General features: G+C 62.0%; 17 protein-coding genes. 11 read left to right on the top strand and 6 right to left on the bottom strand.

All coding sequences use genetic code 11. The annotated features are described in order from the left end of the window. The first annotated feature begins 82 nt into the window (after positions 1-82). Both rho and EV664_RS09205 read left to right on the top strand, forming a co-directional pair. Positions 83-1,339 carry a transcription termination factor Rho gene (rho, locus tag EV664_RS09210; protein WP_133495411.1) on the top strand — a complete coding sequence of 419 codons (1,257 nt, stop codon included), beginning with the start codon at positions 83-85 and terminating at the stop codon, positions 1,337-1,339. Between the two features lie 27 nt (positions 1,340-1,366). Then, positions 1,367-2,056 carry a YjbE family putative metal transport protein gene (locus EV664_RS09205; RefSeq protein WP_133495571.1) on the top strand — a complete coding sequence of 230 codons (690 nt, stop codon included), beginning with the start codon at positions 1,367-1,369 and terminating at the stop codon, positions 2,054-2,056. 36 nt (positions 2,057-2,092) lie between these two features. Here the strand turns inward: EV664_RS09205 and EV664_RS09200 are convergent, their stop codons facing one another. Continuing rightward, a complete protein-coding gene (locus EV664_RS09200) occupies positions 2,093-2,791 on the bottom strand; it encodes a dienelactone hydrolase family protein (protein WP_133495410.1) in 699 nt (232 codons plus the stop codon). Positions 2,792-2,926: 135 nt separating this feature from the next. Between EV664_RS09200 and EV664_RS09195 the strand changes: the two genes are divergently transcribed. The 6 genes from EV664_RS09195 to EV664_RS09170 are packed head-to-tail and all read left to right on the top strand — an operon-like array spanning position 2,927 to position 8,674. Next, positions 2,927-3,166: a DUF6489 family protein gene (locus tag EV664_RS09195; protein WP_133495409.1), complete on the top strand. Its 240-nt coding sequence runs from the start codon at positions 2,927-2,929 to the stop codon at positions 3,164-3,166. A gap of 6 nt (positions 3,167-3,172) precedes the next feature. Then, positions 3,173-4,459 (top strand): tRNA uridine-5-carboxymethylaminomethyl(34) synthesis GTPase MnmE, encoded by a 1,287-nt coding sequence (mnmE, locus tag EV664_RS09190; protein ID WP_133495408.1) that lies wholly within the window; start codon positions 3,173-3,175, stop codon positions 4,457-4,459. A gap of 57 nt (positions 4,460-4,516) precedes the next feature. Further along, a complete protein-coding gene (gene mnmG / locus EV664_RS09185) occupies positions 4,517-6,358 on the top strand; it encodes a tRNA uridine-5-carboxymethylaminomethyl(34) synthesis enzyme MnmG (protein ID WP_229668200.1) in 1,842 nt (613 codons plus the stop codon). Beyond that, positions 6,355-6,972: a 16S rRNA (guanine(527)-N(7))-methyltransferase RsmG gene (gene rsmG, locus EV664_RS09180; protein WP_133495407.1), complete on the top strand. Its 618-nt coding sequence runs from the start codon at positions 6,355-6,357 to the stop codon at positions 6,970-6,972. The genes mnmG and rsmG overlap by 4 nt, the downstream gene beginning before the upstream one ends. Next, entirely contained in the window at positions 6,969-7,748 is a 780-nt protein-coding gene (locus EV664_RS09175; protein WP_133495406.1) for a ParA family protein, read from the top strand. The genes rsmG and EV664_RS09175 overlap by 4 nt, the downstream gene beginning before the upstream one ends. Further along, on the top strand, positions 7,745-8,674 hold the full coding sequence (locus tag EV664_RS09170; RefSeq protein ID WP_133495405.1) for a ParB/RepB/Spo0J family partition protein: 930 nt from the start codon (positions 7,745-7,747) through the stop codon (positions 8,672-8,674). The genes EV664_RS09175 and EV664_RS09170 overlap by 4 nt, the downstream gene beginning before the upstream one ends. On the opposite strand, the gene holA is transcribed toward EV664_RS09170, so the two are convergent. Genes holA through EV664_RS09150 form a run of 4 tightly spaced genes read right to left on the bottom strand, consistent with a single transcriptional unit; the run spans position 8,675 to position 13,160 of the window. Beyond that, positions 8,675-9,694: a DNA polymerase III subunit delta gene (gene holA / locus EV664_RS09165; RefSeq protein WP_133495404.1), complete on the bottom strand. Its 1,020-nt coding sequence runs from the start codon at positions 9,692-9,694 to the stop codon at positions 8,675-8,677. Then, positions 9,691-10,182, bottom strand: coding sequence for an LPS assembly lipoprotein LptE (gene lptE / locus EV664_RS09160; RefSeq protein ID WP_133495403.1), 492 nt, complete (start codon positions 10,180-10,182; stop codon positions 9,691-9,693). The genes holA and lptE overlap by 4 nt, the downstream gene beginning before the upstream one ends. Then, positions 10,179-12,698, bottom strand: coding sequence for a leucine--tRNA ligase (gene leuS / locus EV664_RS09155; protein ID WP_133495402.1), 2,520 nt, complete (start codon positions 12,696-12,698; stop codon positions 10,179-10,181). Before leuS ends, lptE begins: the two co-directional genes overlap by 4 nt. A 21-nt stretch (positions 12,699-12,719) precedes the next feature. Then, a complete protein-coding gene (locus EV664_RS09150) occupies positions 12,720-13,160 on the bottom strand; it encodes a DUF3576 domain-containing protein (RefSeq protein WP_133495401.1) in 441 nt (146 codons plus the stop codon). A 181-nt stretch (positions 13,161-13,341) separates the two neighbouring features. Here EV664_RS09150 and EV664_RS09145 point away from each other — a divergent pair, with 181 nt between their 5' ends. Next, positions 13,342-14,049, top strand: coding sequence for a hypothetical protein (locus EV664_RS09145; RefSeq protein WP_188656398.1), 708 nt, complete (start codon positions 13,342-13,344; stop codon positions 14,047-14,049). On the opposite strand, the gene EV664_RS09140 is transcribed toward EV664_RS09145, so the two are convergent. After that, complete coding sequence (locus tag EV664_RS09140; protein WP_133495400.1) at positions 14,022-14,579, bottom strand: thiamine phosphate synthase; 558 nt, start codon at positions 14,577-14,579, stop codon at positions 14,022-14,024. The genes EV664_RS09145 and EV664_RS09140 overlap by 28 nt on opposite strands. Before the next feature lie 23 nt (positions 14,580-14,602). Between EV664_RS09140 and EV664_RS09135 the strand changes: the two genes are divergently transcribed. Then, positions 14,603-15,271 (top strand): YggS family pyridoxal phosphate-dependent enzyme, encoded by a 669-nt coding sequence (locus tag EV664_RS09135; protein WP_133495399.1) that lies wholly within the window; start codon positions 14,603-14,605, stop codon positions 15,269-15,271. Next, positions 15,268-15,933 carry an HAD family hydrolase gene (locus EV664_RS09130; protein WP_133495398.1) on the top strand — a complete coding sequence of 222 codons (666 nt, stop codon included), beginning with the start codon at positions 15,268-15,270 and terminating at the stop codon, positions 15,931-15,933. The genes EV664_RS09135 and EV664_RS09130 overlap by 4 nt, the downstream gene beginning before the upstream one ends. Positions 15,934-16,000: the final 67 nt, after the last annotated feature.

Genomic DNA, 16,000 nt, shown 5'->3' with positions numbered 1-16,000 from the left:
TGCGCGTTTTTCCTTCCTTACATTTCGGCGCGTGCTCGTCCTGCACTTTGATCGGCCGATTTCCCTCCCGGATTACAATAAGATGCACCTTAAAGACCTGAAAAAGAAAACCCCCGCCGAACTCGTGGAAATGGCCGAACAGCTGGGCGTCGAAGGCGCTTCGACGCTGCGCAAGCAGGATCTGATGTTCGCGATCCTGAAGGTGCAGGCCGAGCAGGGCGAGCTGATCATGGGGCTGGGCACGATCGAGGTGTTGCCTGACGGGTTCGGATTTCTGCGCTCTCCCGAAGCCAATTATCTGGCCGGGCCGGACGATATCTATGTATCGCCCAATCAGGTCCGCAAATTCGGTCTGCGGACGGGTGACACGGTCGAGGGTGAAATTCGCGGGCCGAAAGACGGCGAACGCTATTTCGCGCTGACCAAACTGACCAAGGTCAATTTCGACGATCCCGATGCCGTGCGCCACCGCGTCAATTTCGACAATCTGACGCCGCTTTATCCGGAAAAGAAGCTGACGCTCGATCCGCAGGACCCGACGATCAAGGACAAGTCGGCGCGGGTGATCGATATCGTCTCGCCGCAGGGCAAGGGTCAGCGTTCGCTGATCGTTGCGCCGCCGCGCGTGGGTAAGACGGTGCTGCTTCAGAATATCGCCAAGGCGATCACCGACAACCATCCTGAGGTCTTCCTGATCGTGCTGCTCATCGACGAGCGGCCTGAGGAAGTCACCGACATGCAGCGCAGCGTGAATGGCGAGGTCATCAGCTCGACCTTCGACGAACCCGCGCAGCGCCATGTTCAGGTCGCCGAGATGGTGATCGAGAAGGCGAAGCGTCTGGTCGAGCATAAGCATGACGTCGTCATCCTGCTCGATTCGATCACGCGTCTGGGCCGTGCCTACAACACCGTCGTTCCGTCGTCGGGCAAGGTGCTGACCGGCGGTGTCGACGCCAATGCGCTGCAGCGTCCGAAGCGCTTCTTCGGCGCGGCGCGTAATATCGAAGAGGGCGGTTCGCTCTCGATCATTGCCACCGCGCTGATCGATACCGGCAGCCGCATGGACGAAGTGATCTTCGAAGAGTTCAAGGGCACCGGTAACTCCGAAATCGTGCTGGATCGCAAGGTCGCCGACAAGCGCATCTTCCCGGCGCTCGACGTCGGCAAGTCCGGCACGCGCAAGGAAGAGCTGCTGGTCGACAAGGGCACGCTGTCGAAAATGTGGGTGCTTCGCCGCATCCTCATGCAGATGGGCACCATCGACGCGATGGAGTTCCTGCTCGACAAGATGAAGGATTCGAAGACCAACGAAGACTTCTTCGATTCGATGAACCAGTAAGCGCGGGGCGGCGTTTCCCATTCCATGATGATCGAACTCGCATCCAGCGTGACGAGCGGCGGGCTCGGATCGCCCGCCGAAATCTGGAATCACATCGTCAATGATTTTTCCAATATCGGGCAGCCGGCGCAGTTAGCGGCGTTCCTGCAGGTATTGATGATCGATGTTCTGCTGGCGGGCGACAATGCGATCGTCGTCGGGTCGCTGGCGGCTGGGCTTCCGGCGGCGCAGCGGCGCAAGGTTATCGCGATCGGCATCGGCGCGGCGCTGGTACTGCGGATCATCTTCGCGCTCGCCATGACCTATCTGATGGGCATCATCGGACTGGTGCTAGCGGGCGGGCTGTTGTTGCTCTGGGTTGCCTGGAAGATGTGGCGCGAGATCCGCGAAGGTGCGGAGGCGGAAGGCGAATCGTCGGTTGCGACGAAGAGCTTTGCCGCTGCCGCCTGGTCGGTCGCGCTGGCCGATGTTTCGATGAGCCTCGACAATGTGCTCGCGGTTGCTGGTGCTGCGCGCGAGCATCCCGGCATTCTGATGATCGGCCTGATCCTGTCGGTTGCGCTGATGGGGCTTGCTGCGAATGTCATCGCCAAGGTGATCGATCGGTATCACTGGATCGCTTATATCGGACTTGCCGTGATCATCTATGTCGCCGGACGGATGATCTATGAAGGCATTGTCGCTGAGGATGTCGGCATACTTCAGCTGATCCTGTAAAAATAAGGCGGGCCGTTTCCAGCCCGCCCTTTGATATTAGCCAAGATGCTCAGCGAAGAAATCGGCGGTTCTCTGATCGGCAAGATCCGCAGATTTTTCTGAGCGGCGTGCGCCGACCTCTGTAGCGAAACCGTGATTTTCGCCGGGATAATCGTGCAGCACGACCTTTGGATGATCGTCCAGCCCCTCATGCATCTTCGCCTGCGTTTCCTTGTCGACGAAGCCGTCTTCGCACGCGATATGCAGCATTAGCGGGTTGGCGATTGCGTCTTTTTCATTGAGCAGGTCGGGGATACCGACGCCATAATAGCCGACCGTGGCATCCGCGTCGGTGCGTGCGGCAACCATGTACGCAAGGCGACCGCCAAGGCAGTAGCCGACCGCACCGACCTTCTTGCCGTCGGTGAGTTCGCGCGCCTTTTTGATCGTTGCTTCGATATCGCGAACGCCGGCGTCCTGATTGAACTTGCCCATCAGATCGAGTGCGCGTTGCATCTCCGGTTCGATATCGGGATCGAGTTCGATGCCCGGTTCGAGCCGCCAGAAGATATCGGGGGCGATTGCGAGATAGCCCGCCTCAGCCAGACGATCGCATTTGCGCCGGATGCCGGCATTGACGCCGAAAATTTCCTGAATGACGACGATAGCGGCGCGGGGTTCGCCCGCCGGCTTGGCACAATAGGCGTTGAACGAACCGGTACCGTCCAGCGTATCGATAGTAATATTGGTGGTCATGGCTGCTGCTCCTTTCAGGTCGATGCTCCCGGATGCGCGGTTTGTGTGACAAGCGTTGCGATTCCCTGTCACCGGCGCGCATACAGGGGTAAGACCTAGGCCCGGCAGAAGGGGCACTCAAGCGGGAGACGCGTAATGAAGATCAATGTCGAGATAGAATGTACTCCCGAAGAGGCGCGTCGTGCGGCCGGGCTTCCCGACTTCACGCCGGTCCATGAACGCTATGTTGCGATGCTGATCGAAACGATGGAGAAGGGCGCGTCGCCCGAAATCCTTGAGACCATGCTTCGCGGCTGGTCGCCGATGGGTGAGGCGGGCATGCGAATGTGGCAGGACCTGCTGCGCAACATGTCGGGCAATGCGCGCGATAGCTGACGCGAGATGAGCGACACGATTTTCGCCTTGTCCAGCGGGGCGGCGCCCGCAGGGATCGGCGTGGTGCGGATCAGCGGACCGAGAGCGCTTCGCGCCGCGGAGGCGCTGTCCGGGCGTTTGCCTGAGGCGCGCAAGGCGGCCCTGCGTACGCTTCGGTCGGGGGAGGGCGATGTGCTCGATCGGGCGCTCGTGCTCCGATTCGATGGACCGCAAACAGCGACGGGGGAGGATCTGGTCGAGCTGCATCTGCACGGCGGGCGTGCGGTGGTTGCGGCTGTGGAGGCAGAACTTGGCGCAATGGATGGGCTGCGTCGCGCAGAGCCGGGCGAGTTTACCCGGCGAGCGCTGCTGAACGGCCGCATCGACCTTACCGAGGCTGAGGGCCTCGCTGATCTGCTGGAGGCAGAGACGGAGACTGCTCGTCGCGCCGCGATCGAGACCAGCGGCGGGTCGGTACGTCGTCTCACCGAAGGGTGGACGTCGGAGCTGGTCGGCCTGTCGGCGCAGGTTGAGGCTGAACTGGACCATGGCGACGAAGAGGATGTCGCTACCGGCAAAGGTGACGAAGTTGCCGCGCAATGCGTGTTGCTCGCCGATACCATCGCGGCGGCGCTGAACGTTCCGGAGGTCGAACGCATCCGCGACGGGGTTCAGGTGGTGCTTGCCGGGCCACCCAATGCGGGAAAGTCGACGCTGCTAAACAGGATGGTCGAGCGGGAGGTGGCGATTGTTTCGCCGATCGCGGGAACCACGCGAGATCGTATCGAAGCAGCCGTGCAGCGCGAGGGTATTGCTTTCGTGTTTTCGGACACGGCGGGAATTGCCGATGCGACCGACGATCCGATTGAGACAATCGGCATCGAGCGGGCTCGGGAAGCGGTGGCGTCGGCGGATATCGTGATCTGGATGGACGATGCCGATGTGCCGCAAGAGATCTTCGAGAAAGGTCTGGCAGTCGTCGCGCGTTGCGACGTAGCCGACAGGCCGGAAATGCCGGAGCGGTTGCGGGTGTCCGGGGTGACCGGCGAGGGGGTTGCGGAGCTTTGGCAGGCGCTTGGAGAGCGCGCCAAAACGCTGACGCCGCGGCTTGACGGTCCGCTGTTGAACCGGCGGCAGCGCGCGTTACTTCGCAAGGCAGAGGGTACGCTTCGATCGGCCTCTTCAGCTGTTGATCCGCTATTGTTGGCGGAGGAATTGCGCGTTGCCAGGCAGGCGCTCGATCGCATTACTGGTCGCGCTGATATCGAGGCGGTGCTGGATGGCGTTTTTTCGCGATTCTGTATCGGCAAATAGCATTGTTCCACGTGGAACATTTTGACGGGTGGGCGGCAAAGTCGTATCGAGCGCTGCGTGACCCACGAACATTTTGATGTAATCGTAATTGGCGGCGGCCACGCCGGCAGCGAAGCTGCTGCTGCCGCAGCACGACGCGGCGCGCGCACGGCGCTGCTGACGTTCGATCGGACCAAGATCGGTGCCATGTCCTGTAACCCCGCGATCGGGGGACTGGGAAAGGGGCATTTGGTCCGCGAAGTTGACGCCTTTGACGGGATCATAGCGCGCGCCGCCGATGCCGCAGCGGTGCATTATCGCATGTTGAACCGCAGTAAGGGCTCGGCGGTGTGGGGACCGCGCGTTCAGGCGGATCGGACACTATACGCCGCCGCGGTTCAGGCGGCGCTCGGCAAGGATCCATCCTTGACGGTGGTGGAAGGGGAGGCTCACTCGCTTCGGCTCGATCGAGAAGGCTCTCGCGTCAGGGGTGTCAATTTATCCGATGGCAGCTTCATTCCAGGCGTTGCGGTGATACTGGCTACGGGCACTTTTCTCGGCGGACGCATCTTTCGTGGTGAGGAACGCGAGCAAGGGGGGCGGGTCGGCGAGCAGGCGGCAAGTCGGTTGGCGGAGCAGCTTCGTTCGGCCGCACTGCCGATGGCGCGGCTGAAAACCGGTACGCCCCCCCGGCTCGACGGACGAACGATCGACTGGGCTGCACTCGACGAGCAAGTCTCCGACACTGATCCCTGGACCATGTCGCCGCGCAGCCCGGAGCGCGCCAACCCGCAATTGTTTTGCGCGATCACCCGGACCAATTCGCGGGTACATGACATCATCCGGGATGCACTGCATCGTTCTCCGTTGTTTGGCGGCGATATTGCGGGGCAGGGGCCGCGCTATTGCCCCTCAATCGAAGATAAGATTCATCGGTTCGGCGACCGAGATGGCCATCAGGTATTTTTAGAGCCGGAAGGCCTTGATACACCGCTGGTCTATCCGAACGGCATTTCGACATCGCTGCCTAGCGATGTGCAGGATGCGATGATTCGGGAAATGGCGGGCTTAGCCGCCTGTCGGATCGTCACGCCCGGCTATGCAGTGGAATATGACCATGTCGATCCGCGCGCGCTGGATTCGACCCTGGCGCTGCGGGCGATCGAGGGCGTCTATTGCGCCGGGCAGATCAACGGGACGACCGGCTATGAAGAGGCTGCGGCGCAGGGGCTGGTCGCGGGTTTGAATGCTGCTGCATTCGCGCTTGGCCTCGAGCCCTATATTGCTGATCGATCGAATAGCTATATCGGGGTGATGGTTGATGATCTGGTGACCCATGGGATTACCGAGCCATATCGTATGCTCACCGCTCGGGCGGAATATCGGCTTCGTCTGCGAGCGAATAACAGCTGGACGAGGCTGGGTCCGGTCGCCCGTCATCTTGGTTGTCTCGGATCAGATGCTGAGCAGTGGCTGAGAGCGCGGGAGGACCGTCGCGGCGAAGTGGAGGAGCAGCTCGATACCGGTTTTGGTGCAAGCGCGCTCCGGGCCCGGGGTGCTGAGGTGCCGCTCGATCTTGGTCAGCAGGCTGCGCGCGATTGGCTTCGCTTTCCGGCAGTGCACCCGCCGATATTGGGTCTCGCCATGGAGGACGAAATCGTCGCCGAAGCAATTGAGGACGCGCGCTACGCGCCCTATGTTGCAAGGCAGGACGCTGAGGTCGCAGAACTTCGGGCGAATGACTCTGTATTGCTTCCGGCTGATCTGGATTATGCTTCGATCCCGGGCCTGTCGTCGGAAATGATCGATCGTCTTAGTGCCTCCCGCCCGACCAGTCTCGGTCAGGCAGCGCGGGTACGGGGCATTACGCCGGCTGCACTTTCGGCGATCCTGCTCCATAGCAAGCGGGCCGTCGCATGACCGAAGACGAAGCGCGAAGCTGGGTGCGGGAGCGGTTCGATGTTTCACGTGAAACATTGCTCGCGAAGTTTGCGGATTTGCTCGTTCGGGAGAATGCGCATCAGAACCTCATCTCCCGATCCACAATCCCGGCAATCTGGTCGCGGCATATCGTGGACAGCGCTCAGCTGGTCGAATGGGCAGGAGACGACGCTGCCGGCAAAAGCTGGTTAGACATCGGCAGCGGCGCCGGCCTACCCGGCATCGTTCTCGCGATCCTGCATGACGGTCCGGTGCTATTGGTTGAGCCGCGCAAAAAACGTGCGGCTTTTTTGGAGCAAGCCGCGGCCGGCCTGGGTCTTTCAAATGTCACTGTACATGCTTGCAAGATCGAGCAGGTGAAGACCCACGCCGACATGCTTACCGCCCGAGCAGTCGCCAATCTTTCGACCCTGTTTGAGAAGGCAACCCATTGTAGCGATAAAAATGCCCTTTGGGTGCTCCCAAAAGGACGAAGCGCGCAATCGGAGGTGGCGGAAGCGCGCCAGTCATGGCAGGGTGTGTTTCACGTGGAACAGAGTATCACTGATCCGGAATCTCACATCGTGATCGCGCGGGAGGTCAGACCCAAATGATCTGCATCACTATCGCCAATCAAAAGGGCGGGGTGGGTAAAACCACAACTGCCATCAATGTCGGCACAGCACTTGCGGCGACCGGTCTGCGTGTCCTGCTGATCGATCTCGACCCGCAGGGCAATGCGTCGACCGGGCTCGGCATATCGACGCAGGATCGCGAGAAGTCGACCTATGATCTGCTGCTGGACGAAATCAGGCTGCAGCGAGCGGCTGTGCCCTCGCGCGTCCCGCGGCTCGATGTCGTTCCCGCGACCGTCGATTTGTCAGGGGCGGAAATCGAGCTCATTGAATATGAGGGCCGCACGCATCGGCTGAGCGAAGCTATCCACAGGTCGGAAGATCGCTGGGATGTTATCCTCGTCGATTGCCCGCCGTCGCTCGGCCTGCTGACGGTCAACGCCATGGTCGCGGCCGACGCTCTGTTGGTGCCGCTGCAATGCGAATTTTTCGCGCTGGAAGGGCTCAGCCAGCTTCTCAACACGGTCGAACGAATCCGGTCGCGATTCAATCCGGGGCTGTCCATCCTGGGCGTGGTGCTGACCATGTATGACCGGCGCAACCGCCTGACCGATCAGGTATCGGACGATGTGCGCGCGGTTCTGGGAAATGTTGTGTTCGATACTGTGATTCCGCGCAATGTCCGCCTGTCCGAGGCGCCGAGCCACGGTCTGCCAGCGCTCATCTATGACCATCGTTGCCCCGGGTCCGAAGCCTATATCGCGCTTGCCCGTGAAGTGATTGCCCGATTCCCCAAACCCGCTGAGGCCGCATGAGTGAAAGCGATACCGGTTCCAACGCACCATCCCGCAAACCACGTCAGGGGCTGGGCAGGGGACTGAGCGCATTATTGGGCGATGCTGCGCGGGAAGAACCCACGACGGGTGATCGGGAAACGGGAACCAGCGTACGATTGCTGCCCGTGACCGCGATGACCCCGCATCCCGGGCAGCCGCGTCGCCATTTCGACGAAGAGGCAATTACGGAACTTGCCAATTCGATCGCGCAGCGCGGTTTGATTCAGCCGATCGTCGTTCGGCCGCACGGCAAGGATTATCAGATTGTTGCCGGTGAGCGCCGCTGGCGTGCTGCACAGCGCGCGCGGCTCCACGAAGTGCCGGTCATCGTTCGCGAACTCTCCGACGCTGAAACGCTGGAAATCGCGCTGGTCGAAAATATCCAGCGGCGCGACCTGAACGCGATCGAAGAAGCTGATGCGTATCGCAAGCTGATCGACGAATTCGGCCATACGCAGGAAGCGCTTGCGCGGCTTGTCGGCAAATCGCGGAGCCACATCGCCAATCTGATGCGGCTGCTCGATCTGCCCGATGATGTTCAGGCGCTGGTGACCGAAGAGCGGTTGACCATGGGCCACGCCCGGGCTCTGCTCGGCGCGTCCGATCCTTCGACGCTTGCGCACAAAGTGGTGACAAGCGAAATGTCGGTGCGCGACACTGAAAAGCTGGTTAAGGCAGCGCGGCCCGGCAGCAACGGCAGCGGTCGCAACGCATCGCCGCGCGCCATACCGACGCACGATTCAGGAAATGCCGATATCGCTGCGCTGGAGCAGCAGCTGGGGGATGTGCTCGGCCTGAAGGTCAGAATCGCTCACTCCGAACAGGGCGGAACGCTGACGCTCAGCTATTCGACGCTCGACCAGCTCGATTTGGTGTGCCAGCGGCTGAGCGGCGAGACGATCTGATCAGCCGCGCCGTCCGATACTTGCGGAAAGGCGGAGCGCGAGCTGACGGGTGAGAATGTCGCCCGCACTCGCACTCGACATGATCCGGCGTTCGCTTTCCCGCACCCGGTCGATCGCCTGAGCAAGATGGGCAGACGACCAGCGGCGGAGTGCGCGGGTAGTGGCGGGCTTTTCCTTGAAAAAGATACGATGGCGTTCGACCACGTCGGCGATGGTCACACCCGCATCGACCTCTGCGCGCAACCCGGCAAGTGTTACCAGCTTTCGGGCGAGCTGGCGCAGCAGGGGGATCGAGCCGGGGCCTTCCTCCAGCGTGCGCAGCGCGTCGCCGACCGAAACCGCATCGCCTTCGATGATCGCCGCGATCGTTTCAAAAATCTGCGCTTCTTCGCGATCCGCCGCGATTTGTTCCAGCGTTTCGACATCGGCCTCCCGCGGCCGATCCGGTCCGGCGTCGAGAAACAGCGCGAGCTTCTCGACCTCCTGCGCCAGAACGGCGCGATCGCCGCCGCTCACTTCCCATAGCCGGGCGGGTGCGTCGCCAGTAAGCCGCACGCCGGCATCACGCGCCAACGTAGAAGCAAGCCGGGCGGCGTCGGCGCCTTCGGGCACGTAACAGGCCATGCTGATCGCACCGGGTGCTGCGACGGCGAGCTTTACGGTCTTGCCGGTGCCCTTCAGGCCCGGCGCGACCACCACCACCGGATTGGCCACCGGCTGATCGGCAGAGGTGAGCAGTCTGAGCGCTTCGTAGCTTTCCTCCCCGGCACCGAAGATGCGGATCAGGCGCTTCTCGCCGAAAAGCGAGAGCGATGCCGCTTCGTCGATCAGCCTCCCGGGCTCATTCCGCAGCGACGCGGGTTCGACATCGACTCGCTCAACCCCTTGCCCCAGCGCAGCGGCGAGGCGGGCCGCATAGGCATGCGCGCCGGCTTCATCAGGGCCATGGAACAGATAGAGCCGGATCTCAGGATCAGGACGATCGAGATAGCGTTGAATGCTGCCCGCATTCGCCTTCACGGCGCGGGCGCCTCACGCGCATATACGGCGAGGTTCGCGACGATCTGGTCCGCCACGATCCCCGATAGCCGCTCCAGCGCGCTGCGTTCGGCGGCGATGGTGGCATATTCGGAACCGACCACATCGATCCCTGCATCCGACCCGGCAGTCGCGTCCATAATCACCAGTCCGCTGCTGGTATCGGTGAGGCGATAGCGGGCGCGCAATGTGCGCCGTTCGCGCGTGATCGAATCGTCGCGTCGCACGCCGAGGCCGATGATCGAATCGTCGAGCGTCACATCAAGACGATAGCGATTGGCGGTGCCGTCCGATCCGAGCCGGTCGCGCAGGGCATTGGCCATCAGCCACCCGTCCTGCCCCTTGATCGGCGAAACCTCCACTGAGGAGAGCATGGTCGCAACCTTGCCCGACCCGCCGCCCTGATATAGCGGCTGCAGCCCGCATCCGCCGAGCGACAGGAGCAGCGCAAAGGACGCGACCCGCTTCATGCGACGATGTTCACCAGACGGTCGGGAACGACGATCACTTTTTTCGGCGATGCGCCGTCGAGCCATTGCACGATCTTATCGGCAGAGAGCGCTGCAGCCTCGACTTCGTCCTTCGCAGTGCCCTTCGCCATGATCAGCGTGTCGCGGAGCTTGCCGTTGACCTGCACCGCGATGGTGACCTCATCCTCGACCAGCAGCGCCGGATCGACTTCGGGCCATTCGGCATCGGCGATCAGTGCGGAATTGCCCATCGCTGCCCATGCTTCCTCCGCAATGTGCGGTGCCATGGGTGCGACGATGCGGACCAGTGCCCGGATCGCAGCGGCGCGCGATGCCGAGGGCTTTGCCTTCTCGATCGCGTTCACGAGTTCGTAGAGCTTGGCCACCGCCTTGTTGAACGACAGCGCCTCGATATCGTCGGCAACACCGGCAATCGTCTGGTGCAGCTTGCGGTCGAGCGCCTTATCCTCGCCGTCAGCATCGGCAAGGCCGTCGAACAGCCTCCAAAGCCGCTGAATGAAGCGCCACGCGCCTTCAATGCCGCTTTCGGACCATTCCAGATCGCGTTCGGGCGGCGAGTCAGACAGCATGAACCAGCGCACTGCGTCGGCGCCGTACTGTTCGACGATCGGGCCGGGATCAACGGTGTTCTTCTTGGACTTCGACATCTTCTCGACGCGGCCGACCGTGATCGGCGAGCCGTCGGTAATCGCTATGCCCTGCTCACCCGAAATCCGTACTTCATCGGGTGCGAACCAGATGCGGCGCCCCTCATCGCCTTCGCGATAATAGGTCTCGTGCGTTACCATGCCTTGCGTGAACAGACCGGCAAAAGGCTCGGCAATATCGAGCTTGCCCATCTCCCTCAGAGCCCGCGTCCAGAACCGGGCGTAGAGCAGATGCAGGATCGCATGTTCCACTCCGCCGATATATTGGTTCACCGGAAGCCATTGTTCGGCAATTCTCTTGTCGAACGGCGTATCGCCCGGCTGGCTGGCAAAGCGAATGAAATACCAGGACGAGTCGACGAACGTGTCGAGCGTATCGGTTTCGCGCCGCGCTTCGCCACCGCATTTGGGGCAGGGGACATGTTTCCAGGTCGGATGGCGGTCGAGCGGATTGCCGGGAACGTCGAAGCTCACATCCTCAGGCAGCTTCACCGGAAGTTGATCGCGCGGCACCGGCACCGCGCCGCAGGTGCCGCAATGGATGATCGGGATCGGCGTGCCCCAATAACGCTGGCGCGATACGCCCCAGTCGCGCAGCCGCCAGACGGTGGTGCCTTTGCCCCAGCCTTCGCTTTCGGCGCGCTCGATCACCGCACGCTTGGCATCGGCAATTTCCAGCCCGTCGAGGAATTGCGAATTTACGAGCTTGCCCGGACCGGTATAGGCCTCATCCCCGGTAAATTCGGGCGCGACCGCATCGCCTTCGCTGACCACCCGCTTGACCGGCAGGTCGTATTTGCGGGCGAAATCAAGGTCGCGCTGGTCATGTGCCGGAACGCCGAAAACCGCGCCGACGCCATAATCCATCAGCACGAAGTTGGCGATATAGACCGGAAGCTGCCAGTCGGGATCGAACGGATGAGTCGCGGTGAGGCCGGTGTTGTAGCCGAGCTTTTCCTGTGTCTCGATCTCCGCGGCGCTGGTGCCGCCTGCGCGGCATTTCTCGGCAAAGGCAGCGACCTCCGGATTGTCGGCTGCCAGTCGCAGCGCGAGCGGATGATCGGCCGCAATCGCGACAAAGCTTGCCCCGAAGATCGTGTCAGGCCGGGTAGTGAACACCTCGACCGATCCGCCATCGCTTACCGAAAAGCGGAATTGCAGCCCCTGACTTTTGCCGATCCAGTTTTCCTGCATCAGCTTGACCTTGTCGGGCCAGTGTTTCAGCTCGCCCAGACCGTCGAGCAGTTCGTCGGCAAAGTCGGTGATCTTCAGGAACCACTGGCTCAGCTTGCGCCGTTCAACGGTCGCGCCCGAGCGCCAGCCCTTGCCGTCGATCACCTGTTCGTTGGCGAGCACGGTCATATCGACCGGATCCCAGTTTACCGCCGATTCCTTGCGATAAACCAGCCCCGCCTCGACCATGTCGAGGAACAAAGCCTGTTCCTGCCCATAATATTCAGGGTCGCAGGTCGCGAATTCGCGCGTCCAGTCGAGCCCGAAGCCGATCCGCTTCAGCTGAGCGCGCATCGCGTCGATATTCTGGTACGTCCACGCGCCGGGGTGCACCCCCTTTTCCATCGCCGCATTTTCGGCAGGCATGCCGAATGCGTCCCAGCCCATCGGGTGGAGCACTTCCATGCCCTTCATCCGCCGGAACCGGGCAAGCACATCGCCCATCGTATAGTTGCGGACATGGCCCATATGGATCTTCCCCGAAGGATAGGGAAACATCTCAAGCACGTACGACTTCGGACGCGGGCTATCGTCCCTTGCGGCAAAGGTGCGGCGCTCTTCCCAGATCGCCTGCCATGCCGCGTCCGCTTTCAGGGCGTTAAAACGCGACGCCATGGATCATTCAGCTCCTGAACTTCAGCCTTCGTCAGTGACGGCGGCGCGGCGCAGATCGCGCGCTCGGGTAAGGATGATGCTTTCCAGCTTCTGCACAGTCGCGGCCTGAACCGGCGCCCCGACCCACTGACCGTTCTGGCGCACTTCGCGCAGTGCAGCGACGCGGAGCGCATCGGCGCGAAGATCGCGGTCGAGAATCGACACCGTGACCTTCATCCGCTCATTCGGGTCGTTCGGCCTGGCATACCAGTCGGTCACGATGACCCCGCCGCTCGAATCGGTCTGCAGCAGCGGCATGAAGCTGAGCGTGTCGAGCGAAGCGCGCCACAAATAGCTGTTCACGCCGATCGTCGTCACGTTCGAAGCCGCAAGATCGGCTTGCGGACGCGCTTTTCCGCCGCAGGCCGAAAGCGTGAGGGCGATCGAACCCAACAGGATGGCGGGCGCAAGGCGACGGATCATCGGCACTTTCCTTGAACGATACATATAACTGCGCATCTATAGAAGCTCAGGCTGTGGCCGCAAGCGTTCCGCAGCTGTGGATATACTGCAACAGGGTAGCGGGAAACGACTCACCGCCGGTGGAACATTGCGGCAGCTTTGTGGTAAGGCTACTGCACAGGGTGAGAATCAAGAAATGAAAATGCAGGGATGGATCGCGGGACTTGGCTTGGGGGCGTTATGCGCTGCCGGCTTTGCCGTGGCTCCTGCAATCGGCGCGCAGCAGCAATTCATTGCCCGGCCCGAACCGATCGATTCGCAATTCGGCAGTTTCACCCCGGCGTCGGCCGACCCCAAGCTGGCGGCATCGCTTGCACGCAGCGGCATCGATTCCAGTGAATTTCGTTTCACCCCGACGACCAGCGCGGAAGATTCGGGCCGGTCGGTGACTGTCGCGGTGCGCGCACGGAACGATCGCGGTTCCACCGATCCGGCGAAGCGCCCGACCGCGTCGGCACAGGATTCGCTGGCGCTGGCGCCCATTGCCTATAATCTGGGTGTGTCGGTCGGATGGAAGCGTTTCGCGATCACCGGCGATGTCGGCAAACTGGACATTCCGGGGCAGCCGGGCAGCCATGAGAGCAGCGAGATCGGCGTAAGCTATCAGGGCGACAAATTTGTCGGCGGGATCAAGGCGCGTAAGGAAAAGCCGGTCGCTAATCAGCCGCGCGCCCTTACCGACGATCCCAATTATTCGATCGATGTCAGCGGTTCCTATTCGATTGCGCGTAATCTCGATCTGACCGCCGGCGTTCGGTACAAATCGGAGAAGAACCGGCTGGTTCGGTTCGATGAGGATAATCGGCGCGACAGCCAGGCCGTCTATATCGGTACTGCTTTCCGCTTCTGATCCGCCCACCAGCCGATCGCCGCCCATCCGTGAAATCCAGCACTTATTAACCGGCGCGCGCGAACCGGCGTCATGCCTCCTAGTGCGATTGCCGGGACGGGGCTTGCCGCCGCCAGAACAGCAGCACGCGTAACACCAAGCGCCGAAGCGCCGGGATGGCTGTTCGTCGGGAAGATCGGCGAGATCAGCACACAATCGGCCTTTGCGCGAATCGCGGCCTGAAGCTCGGCGCGGGAATGAACCGCGCGGCTGTTGATCCCGCGATGGGGAAGTCTTGCATTATGGGCACCGTCTTCGCCCCGGCCGAGCGGCGTATTGCCGGCGCGCAGTACGATCAGGCCCCTTTGTCGGCTAAACCTCGCCACCCGAGCGAACAGTGCGCGGCGCTGGGTGGGCCGAAGCGAATAATGCCGGAAGATCACGCCCGATCCGCGCGGCAGCGCGTCCAGCGCGTCCCATAGCCTCTCCCCGAGCCGTTCGTCGGTCATCAGCCAGAGGCGGGGCAGGGCTTCGGGGTGGCGGGAGCGCATCGCCTTCGCCTATAGCGCGCACCATGAGCACAGACCATGCCGCCCGGCGCCTCGCCTCGATTCAGGAATCCATCGACAAGGCGCGAAAAACCGCCGGTCGCCCGGAAGGGTCGGTGACCCTGATCGCCATCTCCAAAACGCATGACGCCGCAGCCATTGAGCCGCTCATCCATGCCGGTCAGCGGGTTTTTGGGGAGAATCGGGTTCAGGAAGCGCAGGCCAAATGGCCCGCCCTGTGCGAGGGGACGCCCGGCATCGCGCTGCATCTGGTCGGCCAGTTGCAGTCGAACAAGGCGGACGATGCCGTTGCGTTGTTCGATGCCATCCATTCGGTCGACCGTTCCTCGCTGATCACTGCACTCGCCAGGGCGATGGACAAAGCGGATCGCCGCCCGGATTGCTTCCTTCAGGTCAATATCGGCGATGAAGCGCAAAAGGGCGGGTGCGCGATCGGCGATCTGCCCGCGTTGCTTCAGGAGGCAAGAACGGCGGACCTCCCGGTTGCCGGGCTGATGTGCGTGCCCCCGCTCGATCTGGAACCTGCGCCCTATTTTGCGCTCCTCGCCAAGATGGCGCGCGACCACGGCCTTTCGGGTCTCAGCATGGGCATGTCGTCGGATTTTCCGACCGCTGTCACCTTGGGCGCGACGCATGTCCGGGTGGGCACCGCGTTGTTCGGAGAGCGCGCATGAACTATGCAGGCATCATCTTCGACTTTGACGGCGTCCTGCTCGAAAGCGAGCATGTCGAAAATGCGAAACTCGCCGAATATCTGACGCGGCTTGGCCATCCGACCAGCGCCGCCGATTCGATGGCGAATTTCATGGGGCTGAGCGGCACGCACTTCACCGATGCGATCGAACAATGGATCGGGAGGCCGCTGCCGCAGGATTTCGCGGAGAGCCGGGCGGTGGAGAAGGAAGAGTCGCTCGCGCGGGGGCTGAGCCCGGTCGCAGGAGCGGTGGATTTCGTGCGATCTCTGCCGCGCGACGTGCCGCGCGCGATTGCTTCGTCGAGCACCAAATATTGGATTCGCACGCATCTCGACCATCTTAAGATTCGCGACCGTTTCGAGCCGATGATCTTTTCGGGCCATGAGGACGTGTCCAACGGTAAACCCGCGCCTGATGTCTATCGCCATGCAGCAAGCGCGCTCGGCCTCGATATTCGCGACATGGTCATTCTAGAGGATTCACCGGTGGGGGTGCAGGGCGCGCTTGCCTCGGGAGCCGAAGTGATCGGGCTGTGCGCAGGGCTGCATTGCGCGGCCGATCATAGCGATCGGCTTCGTTCGCTGGGAGTGCGTAAGATTGCATCGGATTTCGACGAGGTGCGCCGTCTGATCGGGCTATGAACCACGCAATATCCTTCTATTGATAATTAATCTCATTATCGCTAGTCGGGCCCCGAAAGGGGAACAG

It is taken from the genome of Stakelama pacifica (assembly GCF_004361835.1).
GTDB classification, from domain to species: Bacteria; Pseudomonadota; Alphaproteobacteria; order Sphingomonadales; family Sphingomonadaceae; genus Sphingomonas; species Sphingomonas pacifica.
Note: the sequence above shows the minus strand (reverse complement) of the source record. Positions and strands in the feature narration are given on the sequence as shown.

Bases quoted from the DNA above. Each gene is read 5' to 3' on its own strand.
- leuS (WP_133495402.1), bottom strand. From the start codon at position 12,698: ATGGCGTCGCGTTTTAACGCCCTGAAAGCGGACGCGGCATGGCAGGCG.
- EV664_RS09150 (WP_133495401.1), bottom strand. From the start codon at position 13,160: ATGATCCGTCGCCTTGCGCCCGCCATCCTGTTGGGTTCGATCGCCCTC.
- EV664_RS09205 (WP_133495571.1), top strand. From the start codon at position 1,367: ATGATCGAACTCGCATCCAGCGTGACGAGCGGCGGGCTCGGATCGCCC.
- EV664_RS09175 (WP_133495406.1), top strand. From the start codon at position 6,969: ATGATCTGCATCACTATCGCCAATCAAAAGGGCGGGGTGGGTAAAACC.
- EV664_RS09135 (WP_133495399.1), top strand. From the start codon at position 14,603: ATGAGCACAGACCATGCCGCCCGGCGCCTCGCCTCGATTCAGGAATCC.
- EV664_RS09140 (WP_133495400.1), bottom strand. From the start codon at position 14,579: ATGCGCTCCCGCCACCCCGAAGCCCTGCCCCGCCTCTGGCTGATGACC.
- EV664_RS09130 (WP_133495398.1), top strand. From the start codon at position 15,268: ATGAACTATGCAGGCATCATCTTCGACTTTGACGGCGTCCTGCTCGAA.
- EV664_RS09145 (WP_188656398.1), top strand. From the start codon at position 13,342: ATGCAGGGATGGATCGCGGGACTTGGCTTGGGGGCGTTATGCGCTGCC.
- mnmE (WP_133495408.1), top strand. From the start codon at position 3,173: ATGAGCGACACGATTTTCGCCTTGTCCAGCGGGGCGGCGCCCGCAGGG.
- rsmG (WP_133495407.1), top strand. From the start codon at position 6,355: ATGACCGAAGACGAAGCGCGAAGCTGGGTGCGGGAGCGGTTCGATGTT.
- lptE (WP_133495403.1), bottom strand. From the start codon at position 10,182: ATGAAGCGGGTCGCGTCCTTTGCGCTGCTCCTGTCGCTCGGCGGATGC.
- EV664_RS09200 (WP_133495410.1), bottom strand. From the start codon at position 2,791: ATGACCACCAATATTACTATCGATACGCTGGACGGTACCGGTTCGTTC.
- rho (WP_133495411.1), top strand. From the start codon at position 83: ATGCACCTTAAAGACCTGAAAAAGAAAACCCCCGCCGAACTCGTGGAA.
- EV664_RS09195 (WP_133495409.1), top strand. From the start codon at position 2,927: ATGAAGATCAATGTCGAGATAGAATGTACTCCCGAAGAGGCGCGTCGT.
- EV664_RS09170 (WP_133495405.1), top strand. From the start codon at position 7,745: ATGAGTGAAAGCGATACCGGTTCCAACGCACCATCCCGCAAACCACGT.